This is a genomic window from Bacillus cereus group sp. N24 (assembly GCF_016483345.1).
Classification (GTDB): Bacteria; Bacillota; Bacilli; order Bacillales; family Bacillaceae_G; genus Bacillus_A; species Bacillus_A toyonensis.
Map to the genome: position 1 here is coordinate 33,419 of NZ_JAEHCA010000005.1, position 11,719 is coordinate 45,137.

The following is an 11,719-nucleotide window of genomic DNA, read 5'->3' on the forward strand; positions in this document are numbered from 1 at the left end:
TTTTTATAGTAATTCATTGCGGTATATCGTGTGATAATTGTATGTGTACCAGCTATAATAAGTTGCCTTTATGTGAACAAGGTATTCGCACGTATGAAAGAGCGACGTGTAATACGCTTAATATCTCCGCTGTATCGATTTTAAAGAAAGAAACACATTTACCTATCGTTGTCGATGTTACGCATTCTACAGGGCAACGTGACCTTCTGCACTAGCTGCAAAAGCAACGATGGCAATTGGTGCAGATGCAGCGCAGCAAATGAATATCTCCCAGTTCAATGACTTTATGAAAGAATTAAAAGTATTTGGAAGTAAATCAAAAAAAGAAATAAGCATTCCAAAAAACATTTTGGAACAGTTTCCTCTCTATTATATAGTGCCTGTTGTGTTCGATTTTTGTTGGTAAATCGATATGTTAAAAAAATTGCTCATATAATTTGAGTTGCAATCGATATATGCGAAAAATCGCTCATATAATTTGAGTTGTGGTCGAAATATGCGGATAATCGCCGATATAATTTGAGGTGTGGTCAATATATTTGAAAAATCGCTCATATCAATTTCATTTACTATCGTACGGTTTAAAATAAGGTTTCTACTTATGAAACATCTATATTTTTACAAAAAATACCCTTTTTTTCATAAAAAATACGAAAATACGAGAAAAGAAGCGAATTTTTTCGAAACTTTTGCGGGAAAATATTGTATGAGCCTGCGTTTTTATCGTATCATTAGTAAAAGGAAGAACTCGGGACGATTGGTGGCATCTGCAAATAGAGTTGATGTCTTTTTTTCATTCAAGTAACCGATACATAAAAATAGATAACAAAAATAGAAGGAGTGTGCGATGAGATGAACGTAACAATCTATGATGTAGCGCGCGAAGCGAACGTTTCAATGGCTACCGTATCTCGCGTTGTGAACGGTAACCCAAATGTAAAGCCTACAACAAGAAAGAAAGTATTAGAAGCAATTGATCGTTTAGGATACCGCCCAAATGCGGTAGCACGTGGACTAGCAAGTAAGAAGACAACTACAGTGGGTGTTATTATTCCTGATATCTCAAATACGTTTTATGCAGAACTTGCTCGTGGAATTGAAGATATCGCAACAATGTACAAATATAACATCATTTTAAGTAACTCTGACCAAAACAAAGAGAAAGAGTTCCATTTATTAAATACGATGCTTGGAAAACAAGTAGACGGAATTGTTTTCATGGGTGAAGATATTACAGACATTCACATTGAAGAATTTAAAAAGTCCCCAGTACCGATTGTATTAGCAGCATCATTTGATGAGCAAAATGAAACGCCATCAGTAAATATTGATTATACACAAGCAGCTTACGATGCAATGAAGCACTTTATTGAGCAAGGACATAAACGTATCGGTTTCGTCTCTGGTCCTTTCATTGATAAAGCGGGAAGCGCTAAAAAGTTACAAGGTTATAAAAAAGCTTTAGAAGAAGCAAGTATTTCATATGATGAAAATCTTGTAATCGATGGAGATTACACTTATGATTCAGGTATCGAAGCATTCGAAAAGCTTTGGAGCATGGATGAAAAGCCAACAGCTATCTTCGTATCTTCTGATGAAATGGCACTAGGTGTAATCCACGCAGCTCAAGATGCTGGATTAAACGTACCAACTGATATAGAAGTACTTGGCTTCGATAATACACGCCTTGCACTAATGGTACGCCCGCAGCTTTCAACAGTTGTACAGCCAATGTATGATATCGGTGCAGTAGCAATGCGTTTATTAACAAAGTATATGAACAAAGAAAAAGTGGAAGATCACACTGTTATCTTACCTCACCGTATCCAATTTAGAGATTCAACGAAGTAAGTATAAAAAAGCTCACAGCGATTGCTGTGAGCTTTTATTCATATTCAGGATAGTATTTTTTAACTACTGTATCTACAGTTTCATTTTTCTTAACGTGTAAAAATCTTGCGTACAATTCTTTTCCTGTCTCAAATGGCGTTTCATCTAACTCAAAAACATGAAGTACTTTTTGAAACTTCCATGTTACTTGTTGATCGTATACATTATCGTACGTATTTTCTGATTGTATAGCGATCTTTTTCCCTAGATCATGAGCTTCCTCTAAACTGTTCGCTTTAACGAGAATGATACTTTCTTCAAAAAGCGTATCGTGATTCTCTTCATAATGCTCATCTATCTTACTAGGATTAGGCTCACCTGAATGAACAGATTCAAACAATAATTTTACAGCGTACATTTGGGAAATCTCCTTATGCCGAATGTTTCACTTTATAAACAATACTTGCTACAAGTGAAGCTGGTATTGTAAATACGTTACTTTGATAATGGTAATGTACTTGGGATTCTTCATAAGACATTTTGTCGTATAGTTCATTTTGTGCGACATTCATTTTTTGCTGTTTTTCTTTGAACATCTTAATGTAGTTATACTGTATTGGGACGAGAATGATGAAATAGGCTAATACGATTAGTGAAATCCATATCATTATGAACACTCCCTTACAAAGAATATTTCTATATAACAATTATATTAACAAAAGGGAAAAACAACCATGTATTTGTAACGAAAATCGATTTTCTTCCTACAATGTTATTCTAGGCTATAATATAGAATAGGATCCCTTGTTATATGTCACATAAGTGCAAATTCAACTATTATAGGGCAATGTCATGTATAATAGAAAGAAAAGGTTTGTGAGGGGGGAGAAAAGATGATCATTCTTTGGATAATTACGCTTTGCACGACTGCTTTTTTTGCATATATGACGTTAAAACAAAATGGCTTAAAGCGATTTGTTCCAGGAAGTATTCTTGCAGGAATTGCCCTTATCACGTATGTAATTTCTATTTTTACTGAAAGTGTATCAGTGGACATGAGCACAAGTTTAATGTTCATCGGTATTACACTATTTGCAGGTAGTATTATGGTACTTATGGTTGCTGGTATTATTTTATTTATTCATATGAATTCGGAAACGTTATAACATATAAAAAAGGCACGTCCCGAGAGGGGCATGCCTTTTTATCCGTTCAATTATGCTCTATCTTTAGAAGAATTTTGTTGTTTTAATAAGTCGCGAATTTCGCCAAGAAGTTCTTCTTCTTTTGTTGGTTCTGGAATTTCTTCTGTTTTTTCTTCTTCTCTTTTAGAAGTTAGTTTGTTGAATACTTTAACAAACATAAAGATAGCAGCTGCAATAATTAAGAAGTCAAAAATTGTTTGGATGAAGTTACCATACATAATAGATGACTTACCAAATGTGATTTTTAAATCTGTAAAGTCAACGCCACCTAATACCATACCAAGTAATGGTGTGATGATATCTTTTACTAAAGAACTAACGATTTTACCGAATGCAGCACCGATTACAACCCCGACAGCTAAATCAATTACATTCCCTTTGAAAGCGAACTTTTTAAACTCGTTCCACATGTGTTAATCCCATCCTTTCCACGATTCAATATGAAATTTATAATTCCTATCAACATATTCTATAGAAATTTGCGAGAGAAATAAAGGGGAAATGGGAATGAAAGTAAATTCTGAAAAATGTATCCGTTTTAATTTTTATTTATTTTGTCAAGTAGAGTTTGTAGCATTTGTTGCGTTTTTAATCCTTCCAATCCATCTACAACAGGCTTCGTATCTCCGTGTACACATTCAATAAAATGATGAACAGCATCTTCAAAACCACGCTGCTTTAACGTCGTTTCCCATGAGGGAGAACCGCTTTGTGAAACGGAATTTTCCTGTTCGATTTCAAATGTATTCATATTTTTTACGCGAATGATTTTTCCTGCTGTTACAAGTTCAATTTGTTCTAAATTTGTACCAGCATGGCGGTGCATTGCTGTTGAAAGTAATAGTCCGTTTGTTGTTGTATATGTATGATGGCCGTAAAGAAGTTCATTTTTCTCATTTATTTGCATCATATTATGAACGACGTTAAGGTCATCATTAGCTAACCAGCGAGCAGTATCTACAATATGTAAATAATCATCTAACATAGTAAAGTCGTACGTATTTGGCCCCACTTTATTTGTACGGTGTTTTTCAATTCGAATCCATGAAATAGCATTAGCCTGTTCTTTTGCAGCAACGTACATAGGAACGAAGCGGCGGTTAAATCCGACCATTAATTTTCGATTGTATTTTTCGCTCAATTCGACTAGTTTTTCAGCTTGTTCTACTGTAGCTGCTAACGGCTTATCTACATAAACATCGATTCCTTTTTTCAGAAGTTCAGAAACGATTTCATAATGTGTAGCAGTGGAACTATGAACGAAAACTGCATCACATTCTGAAGCTAACGTTTCAATAGAATGAAAGTCTTGAATACGGTATTGCTGACAAATTTGTTTTCTTTTTTCCGCGTTAGGTGTAAATGCCCCAACAAAATGCCAATCTAATTCTTTCGTAAGTGTTGGAAGATATGCCTTTTGTGCAATACTTCCAAGTCCAATCATCCCAATTTTAGGTTTATTCATTTGTATTCCCACCTATCAATATTGATGTAACGGGTTAAATGTAGCATAGGGTGGGGGAGGAAGGCAAAAGTTAGCTTTTTACTTACGTCCTTCTACTAGAATCTTCTCTATCTCTTCAAAATTATGAGCACGAGCATGCTCTAGTGGGGTGACACCATCATTATCGGGAATGTTTACATCTGCGCCGTGTTCAATGAGCAGGCGAATGACTTGTTGTTGTGTTTCATCGCCGTTACTTAGTACGATAGCTTCCATTAAAGCTGTCCATCCGAGATTATTGACATGGTTTACATCGATATTTGTTCGCGTGAGGAGTTCTTTTATAACAGTAATATAGCCATGTTCTGAGGCTGGGATAAGAGCTGTTCCACCGTAACGATTCGTAAGAGCTGGATCCGCACCAGCATCAATTGTTAGTTTTAAAATGTCTAAGTAACCTTCCGCACCGGCGTATAGAAATGGATTGTTTTTTATATTATCTTGGATATTTACATCGGCGCCAGCATCGATAAGAGCTTTCGCGGTCTTTATATCATTTTTGTATGTGGCAATCATAAGCGGGGTGCGTCCTTGACTATCCGTTGCATTTATATTTGCTCCTTGTTTTAATAAAGATATAACAGTGTTCGTTTCGTTTTTTTCAGTAGCTGCTAGTAGTGCAGTCTCCATGTTTGTCATCTCCTTTTTTACTTCTTGTTCTTGCGAGCATCCTTGTAAAAAAATTACACAACATATCATGCTTAATGTTTTTTTGAACATGGAATTTCAACCTCCTAATTTCAACTGTAAAATAAGAACATTAAATTTTTATAAACTGACGCTAAAATTACTATAAAATCGCTTGAGTAATTGAACATATATTTTTATGCTTATGAATATGAAAGTTGAATCAATCGGGCGTTTACGGGTAGCCCGACTTTCATCTAACTTTTTGTTTTAACCGAATTTTGAGGTGAAAGTCTTACTGCCCACAAATAGCGTGATAAAGTGAGGATGTAAATGATGTCTATTAAAACAAGATTTTTATTTTCTTATATCGCTGTTATTCTCGTCTCCATTACGCTTATTTTAGTTGCGGGATTTTTAATTGTATTTTCCATAACAGGTGACTTGGAAGCAGTGAAAAATTTTTATAAAAGTTCTTATATTCAAAAGCCGCTGACTCCAGAAGAAGAGAATGCGTATCTTGAATTGAAAGGAGCGGCAAAGCAACATCAATATCAACTATTAGATGAATCGTTCGTTGCATCACTTGAAAAAGAAGGTGTGAAAATAGTTGTAAGAAAGGGAGAAACCATTTCTTATGCTACAAAGGGTTTTGAAAGTTCGACTGTAACAGAAGCCCTTCCGAAATTTGAAGCAGCAAATATTAATAGTCGTGGTACAACGGAACTAGGCGATACATTTTATCGGTATGTAAAATTTGATTTTTCTTTTCAAAATAATGAAGAAGGGAGTATATTTGTACTAAAAAAGCAAAGTTCGTTTGTAGATCTTACACAAAAATTATTTCCGATTTTGTTCGTAGCACTTTTACTGTTAGCCATTTTGCTCATTGGGTTAGTAAGCTATTTCGTCTCAAAAAGTGTGATAAAACCAATCTTTGTATTGAAAGATGCGACGGAGAGAATTAAAGAAGGGAATTTAGAATTTCAAATTCCAGTTACATCACATGATGAAATAGGTCAATTGAATCAAGGGTTTGAGGAAATGAGGAAGAAGTTAAAAGAATCGATTGAAGTACAAACGCAGTATGAAGAAAATCGAAAAGAGCTCATTTCAAACATCTCCCATGATTTGAAAACACCGATTACATCTATTATCGGATATGTGGAAGGAATAAAGGACGGGGTAGCAAATACCCCGGAAAAAATGGATAAGTATTTAACAACGATTCATACGAAAGCAAAACATATGGATACACTCATTGATGAACTATTTTTATTTTCGAAGCTCGATTTGAATCGAGTCCCATTCCAGTTTGAAACGGTTGAATTAAATATGTTTATGCAGGAATTAATAGAAGAGATGCAGATGGATTTAAGTGAAGAAGGTATAGAAGTGTACTTACAATTACATCCATCACCACTATATGTAACGGCTGATTGCGAAAAGATAAATAGAGTGATATCAAATTTAATTCATAATAGTGTGAAATACATGGATAAAGAAGAGAAAAAAATTGCTGTAACAGTATCGAGTGATAACGATAAAGTTATTGTGAAAGTGATGGACAATGGATCAGGTATAGAATCTGATACACTTCCTTATATTTTTGAACGGTTTTATCGTGCAGAGCAATCTCGAAACTCTAGCACAGGTGGAAGTGGACTTGGTTTAGCGATTGCGAAGCAAATTGTGGAAGAACATGGCGGAGAAATTTGGGCGGAAAGTGAGCCTAGAGAAGGCACAAGCATTTTCTTCTCATTGGAAAAAGTAGAGAAATGTGGTGAGTAAATTGAAAAGAATCTTACTAATAGAAGATGAAGTAAGTATTGCAGAATTACAGCGAGATTATTTAGAAATTAGTGATTTTCAAGTTGATGTAGAGCATTCTGGAGAAATAGGTTTACAAATGGCTCTGCAAGAAGACTATGATTTAATTATTTTAGATATTATGCTTCCGAAAATGAATGGATTCGAAATTTGTAAACAAATACGTGCTATAAAAGATATTCCGATTTTACTTGTTTCAGCCAAAAAAGAAGATATAGATAAAATTCGCGGACTCGGATTAGGAGCGGATGATTATATAACGAAACCGTTTAGCCCAAGTGAATTAGTCGCAAGGGTAAAGGCACATATTTCTCGTTATGAAAGATTATCAGGAAATGTAAGTAAGCAACGTGATACGTTATATATTCATGGAATCTCTATCGATCAACGAGCGAGGAAAGTTTTTATAAACAATGAAGAAATCGCGTTTACAACGAAGGAATTTGATTTATTAACATTCTTTGTAACGCACCCAAACCAAGTATTAAATAAAGAACAGTTATTTGAACGTATTTGGGGATTAGATTCTGCTGGCGATTTAGCTACTGTTGTCGTTCACATTAGAAAGTTACGTGAAAAAATTGAAAGAGATCCTGCCCACCCGCAATATATTGAAACGGTATGGGGAGCTGGTTATCGTTTTAATGTGTAGTAAACCTGTCAAAGTGTTGACAGGTTTTTTATATGCGTAATAGTGTATTACACTTATGATTTGAATTTGAAAGGGAATATTAGGTAATTCGTGTTAAAATATAAAGAGAAATAAAACGCAGGATGGTTTGAGAGGAAGTGTTAGGTTTTGGGGGATGTATTAAAGAATATTAAATCAAACAAGGCTTTAAAGATTGGGACTAATATCATACTTATTTTATTAATTATTGGTGCAATACAAATGTTTTATGATAAAGATTATACAAATGACCATTTAGGTGGATTATTTTTGGTGGCTTTTTGGATGGTTAGAAGTATGTTTGGTATTACGATCAGCGTAAAAGAAGGAGATAAAAAGTCAGTATTTATTGATTTAGGTTTAGTCCTTTTTTCTTTTTATCTTTTATTTTATTATAGTATGAAGTTTTTCTTCTAAAAAATAAAGCTCAAAGTCATATAGAGACTTTGAGCTTTTATTAGTACATTAGTCTGTGAATTCATATGTTATTTATTTAGTTTTTTTAATAGTAACTGAACTCAAAACTGGATTTTTCCTGTTATAATGTTTTGTAAAATTCTTGTGTGATAGAAATAAAGTGGGTAGCCTCTTCTAAAAAAGGATAATGGTTACTGTCCTCAAATGGAATAAAGATAGAATTACGTATACCCTCATGCATCTCGATAGAATATTGAATTGGGCACTGCACATCGTGTCGTCCGCACATAATAAGTGTCTTTGTTTTAATAGAAGGTAAAGACTCTCTTAAATCAAATGAAGAATATTCATGAGCGAAAGCGTTCATCCGGCTGGTGGACATTGTTTTTTTGATCGGTCTACAAAAATAAAAGTTATAGTTTTCTGGTTTATACAATGATAATTTTGTTCTCTGAGTAGATAGTTCTTTCCGTTCTTCACTTGTAAGGTAAGGGCTTTTTAAGTTTTCGATGAGCTCTTGCATATAATGAAACTGTGGATGTTCTGGATGATAAATGCAAAATGGTGTTTCGGCATAGTTACTTGCGGCAGATCCTGCTACGACTAATGATTGTAAGGGATTCGGATATGTAATCGCATACAAAAGTCCAAGCATACCACCTGTTGAATGACCGGCGAAATGCCATGTTGGAAGTTGTAATGCTTCTCGTATTGCTTCTAAGTCGTGGATTGTTTCAATCATGCTTAATTCGTTTTCTGACTGGGCGGTTACAGAGCTACCGGCATCTCGTAAATTAATGAGAAATACACGATGCGTAGCAGTAAAAACATCCGCAAAGTAATCGCCAGTTTCATTAAATTGCGAATAGTGATGTGTAATGCAAAGGGGTTCGCCAGTTCCTTTTGTAAAGAGTTCGAATGTACCACGTTTCGTGTGGATCATTTGTTGTTTCCACATAATATCACGACCTTTTCTCGTAAAAGTTGGGCGAGTCCATTAGTGCATAAAAATATATCAGCGATTATTAAAATATATCGACTTACCGACAGAAACCGACAATAAATAAAAGGAGGCTATTAAAAAACGAGCCTCCTTTTCGTTTAGTACAAAGATTTTGTCATATTATTCCGAATAATTTCAAGGGATTTCGCTACAGTTAATGCGTTCTTTTCTTCAATTTCTGGTTTACGAGGGATAGGTTTATACATGTTGTCTGGGTCTTCCCATGTGAGGGGAAGTTCTGTTTCTGCTTGTCCTTTCCAAGCGTCAATCCATTCTGGAGGGAGATAACCTGAGATGTTTTGGATGTTGTTCATTTCGAGCCAAATGAGTGCCCAAGCTCTTGGGACGACGCGCCAGTGGTCATAGCCACCGCCGCCGACAGCGATCCAGCGACCGTCGCAATATTCATTAGCGATTTCGCGAGCAAGCTTCGGTATTTCACGGTAAATATTCATCGTTGCACAAAGGTGTGTAAGTGGATCGTAATAATGCGCATCTGCACCGTTTTGCGTTAAAATAATATCCGGTTTAAAGTATGCGGCAACTTCTTTTACGACAGTTCGATATGATTCTAGAAACGATTCATCTTCTGTAAAAGCATCGAGTGGAACGTTAAAAGAATAACTATAGCCATTACCTTGTCCACGTTCATTTACAGCCCCAGTTCCAGGGAATAAATAACGTCCGGTTTCGTGTAATGAAATGGTGCATACGTTAGGATCATCGTAAAATGACCATTGTACACCATCACCGTGATGAGCATCAGTATCAATATATAAAACACGTAAACCGTATTTCTTTTGAATGTATTTCATTGCGATGGAGCTATCGTTATAAATGCAAAAGCCAGATGCCTTACCACGAAAGCCGTGATGTAAGCCGCCGCCTAAATTAAGCGCGTGCTTTACTTTCCCGGAAAGGACAGCATCGACAGCTGTTAACGTACCGCCAACGAGCAGTGCACTTGCCTCGTGCATATTTGGAAACATCGGTGTATCTTCTGTTCCAAGTCCATATGTCATCGCAATTGATTTTTCTAACTTACCTTCTCCAGCACGTTTTACCGCATTTATGTATTCCTCTGTATGAACGTAGGCAATCTCTTCATCTGTAGCCATTCGTGGTGAGATGATTTGGGAAGGAGAGATAAAACCGCCCTTTTGTAATAAATCATACGTAAGTGTGACACGCAGTTGGTTAAAAGGATGATCAGGGCTAAATGAATAGCCCCGAAAGTCATCCGAATAAATAAATGCGCTACTCATGCTTGCATCCCCATTATGTTCGGCCATAAGACGCGGTAGCCCTCTGCTTCAAGTGCATCAATTACTTTTAGAGGATTCATCGTTTGAATGCGGAAAACGAGTACTTTATCATTCTCGTCTTTTGCTGGATAGACGAGAACGCTCACGATATTTATTTGTAAATCACTAAAAATAGCAACGACTTTTCCGAGTATACCAGGTTCATTTTTTACCTGAATTTCAATTTGTGAACTCGGTTGATGTGCGCCTGTTAATTTTACTAACGTGTGCAGCACTGTAGATTCAGAAATGATTCCAACTAACTTTCCAGCCTTTGTAACAGGAAGACAGCCAATTTTATTTTCAAAAAATAAAGTAGCAATTTCCTCAACGAAATCGAGAGGATGGCAAGTCATAACAGGATGTTTCATAATAAGTTCAAGTGGTTGCTGTAGCATATCGAGTGAAACTTGTTCATCTAAAATAGACGGACTTGCATCTCTTACATCCCGATCAGAAATAATGCCTACGACATGGTTGTGTTGATCGACAATTGGAATGTGCCGAATGCCTTTTGTACGTATCGTTCGGATTGCTGTTTCGATTGTATCGTTTGGATGTAGTGTAACTACATTTTGATTCATAATTTCTTCTACAATCATTCCAGTTGCCCCCTTTATTAATACATAAAACGATTGTGAAAACGTAGACGGTCAAATGCTTGAATAGAATCCGTATCGACGCGATTACCGATGCGGACCATTAAACAGTTGGCAGGATGTGAACAAATTTCAGGATCATCTGTAGCCATCCATTGTAAACCACCAGCATTCATCATCTTTTCCATTACTTTTCGGTACTCCCAAACATTTAAACCTGTTTGTTTTAAATCCCAGTGCCAATAATATTCAGTCGTCAATATAATGTAATCTTCCATATAATCGTCCATCATAGACACTTCTAATAAGTTCTTTCCGACAGAGCACCCACGGAAGGCTGGGACGACTTCAATTGCCCCGAGCTCAATTAAGTTTTCCATTTTTCCTTCTGACCATCGTTCGAGCGGATCAGGATACAAATATGTAACATATCCAACAATCGTTTGGTCATGTCTAGCAATAATGAGACGTGCTTCTGGTAATTTAGAAATTTCGACAATTGCTTTATATTGCTGCTCGGCAGGACGAAACGCAATTAAATCTGGATGGAATTCATACATTTCAAGATTATGGGTAGAGACAGGACCTTCAATAATTAAAGTGCCTTTCGCTGTTTTCAAGTTTCTAGCATTATATATTTTTTTATGAATCAATGTATTGCTCACCACCTTGAGGGTTTGTGAATCTATTAATATCGTACTTTATAATATATGCGATGTGAATCGAATTT

General features: G+C 35.8%; 14 protein-coding genes and 1 pseudogene. 6 read left to right on the top strand and 9 right to left on the bottom strand.

Features of this window, described 5'->3' with window-relative positions; genetic code table 11:
- Positions 1 to 56 precede the first annotated feature (56 nt).
- Both JDS95_RS09765 and ccpA read left to right on the top strand, forming a co-directional pair.
- A pseudogene (locus JDS95_RS09765) lies at positions 57 to 316 on the top strand (bifunctional 3-deoxy-7-phosphoheptulonate synthase/chorismate mutase); the annotation flags it as partial.
- Positions 317 to 852: 536 nt separating this feature from the next.
- Positions 853 to 1,851: a catabolite control protein A gene (ccpA, locus tag JDS95_RS09770; protein WP_001103299.1), complete on the top strand. Its 999-nt coding sequence runs from the start codon at positions 853 to 855 to the stop codon at positions 1,849 to 1,851.
- 34 nt (positions 1,852 to 1,885) lie between these two features.
- Here the strand turns inward: ccpA and JDS95_RS09775 are convergent, their stop codons facing one another.
- Both JDS95_RS09775 and JDS95_RS09780 read right to left on the bottom strand, forming a co-directional pair.
- The gene (locus JDS95_RS09775; RefSeq protein ID WP_000271416.1) at positions 1,886 to 2,248 is read right to left on the bottom strand and encodes a DUF4288 domain-containing protein; all 363 of its coding nucleotides are present in this window, start codon (positions 2,246 to 2,248) and stop codon (positions 1,886 to 1,888) included.
- A 13-nt stretch (positions 2,249 to 2,261) separates the two neighbouring features.
- Positions 2,262 to 2,498, bottom strand: coding sequence for a DUF3949 domain-containing protein (locus JDS95_RS09780; protein ID WP_000637896.1), 237 nt, complete (start codon positions 2,496 to 2,498; stop codon positions 2,262 to 2,264).
- Between the two features lie 225 nt (positions 2,499 to 2,723).
- Between JDS95_RS09780 and JDS95_RS09785 the strand changes: the two genes are divergently transcribed.
- On the top strand, positions 2,724 to 2,996 hold the full coding sequence (locus JDS95_RS09785) for a DUF3917 domain-containing protein (protein ID WP_000585028.1): 273 nt from the start codon (positions 2,724 to 2,726) through the stop codon (positions 2,994 to 2,996).
- 50 nt (positions 2,997 to 3,046) lie between these two features.
- On the opposite strand, the gene mscL is transcribed toward JDS95_RS09785, so the two are convergent.
- From mscL to JDS95_RS09800, 3 genes are all read right to left on the bottom strand, one after another.
- A complete protein-coding gene (gene mscL, locus JDS95_RS09790; protein ID WP_000267005.1) occupies positions 3,047 to 3,445 on the bottom strand; it encodes a large-conductance mechanosensitive channel protein MscL in 399 nt (132 codons plus the stop codon).
- Between the two features lie 128 nt (positions 3,446 to 3,573).
- Complete coding sequence (locus JDS95_RS09795) at positions 3,574 to 4,500, bottom strand: Gfo/Idh/MocA family protein (protein WP_001039682.1); 927 nt, start codon at positions 4,498 to 4,500, stop codon at positions 3,574 to 3,576.
- A 78-nt stretch (positions 4,501 to 4,578) separates the two neighbouring features.
- On the bottom strand, positions 4,579 to 5,259 hold the full coding sequence (locus JDS95_RS09800) for an ankyrin repeat domain-containing protein (protein WP_000475135.1): 681 nt from the start codon (positions 5,257 to 5,259) through the stop codon (positions 4,579 to 4,581).
- A 243-nt stretch (positions 5,260 to 5,502) separates the two neighbouring features.
- Here JDS95_RS09800 and JDS95_RS09805 point away from each other — a divergent pair, with 243 nt between their 5' ends.
- From JDS95_RS09805 to JDS95_RS09815, 3 genes are all read left to right on the top strand, one after another.
- Positions 5,503 to 6,957: a sensor histidine kinase gene (locus tag JDS95_RS09805; protein ID WP_000023853.1), complete on the top strand. Its 1,455-nt coding sequence runs from the start codon at positions 5,503 to 5,505 to the stop codon at positions 6,955 to 6,957.
- Position 6,958: 1 nt separating this feature from the next.
- On the top strand, positions 6,959 to 7,648 hold the full coding sequence (locus JDS95_RS09810; protein WP_002039721.1) for a response regulator transcription factor: 690 nt from the start codon (positions 6,959 to 6,961) through the stop codon (positions 7,646 to 7,648).
- A 147-nt stretch (positions 7,649 to 7,795) separates the two neighbouring features.
- Positions 7,796 to 8,083: a hypothetical protein gene (locus JDS95_RS09815; protein ID WP_000503071.1), complete on the top strand. Its 288-nt coding sequence runs from the start codon at positions 7,796 to 7,798 to the stop codon at positions 8,081 to 8,083.
- Positions 8,084 to 8,204: 121 nt separating this feature from the next.
- On the opposite strand, the gene JDS95_RS09820 is transcribed toward JDS95_RS09815, so the two are convergent.
- The 4 genes from JDS95_RS09820 to acuA all read right to left on the bottom strand — a co-directional run bounded on the left by JDS95_RS09820 (position 8,205) and on the right by acuA (position 11,642).
- The gene (locus JDS95_RS09820; protein WP_134853408.1) at positions 8,205 to 9,026 is read right to left on the bottom strand and encodes an alpha/beta fold hydrolase; all 822 of its coding nucleotides are present in this window, start codon (positions 9,024 to 9,026) and stop codon (positions 8,205 to 8,207) included.
- Positions 9,027 to 9,184: 158 nt separating this feature from the next.
- Positions 9,185 to 10,351, bottom strand: a complete 1,167-nt coding sequence (gene acuC / locus JDS95_RS09825; protein WP_000092822.1) for an acetoin utilization protein AcuC — start codon at positions 10,349 to 10,351, stop codon at positions 9,185 to 9,187.
- Complete coding sequence (locus JDS95_RS09830; protein WP_000634576.1) at positions 10,348 to 10,992, bottom strand: acetoin utilization AcuB family protein; 645 nt, start codon at positions 10,990 to 10,992, stop codon at positions 10,348 to 10,350. The genes acuC and JDS95_RS09830 overlap by 4 nt, the downstream gene beginning before the upstream one ends.
- Before the next feature lie 17 nt (positions 10,993 to 11,009).
- Positions 11,010 to 11,642: an acetoin utilization protein acetyltransferase AcuA gene (gene acuA, locus JDS95_RS09835; protein WP_000581385.1), complete on the bottom strand. Its 633-nt coding sequence runs from the start codon at positions 11,640 to 11,642 to the stop codon at positions 11,010 to 11,012.
- Positions 11,643 to 11,719: the final 77 nt, after the last annotated feature.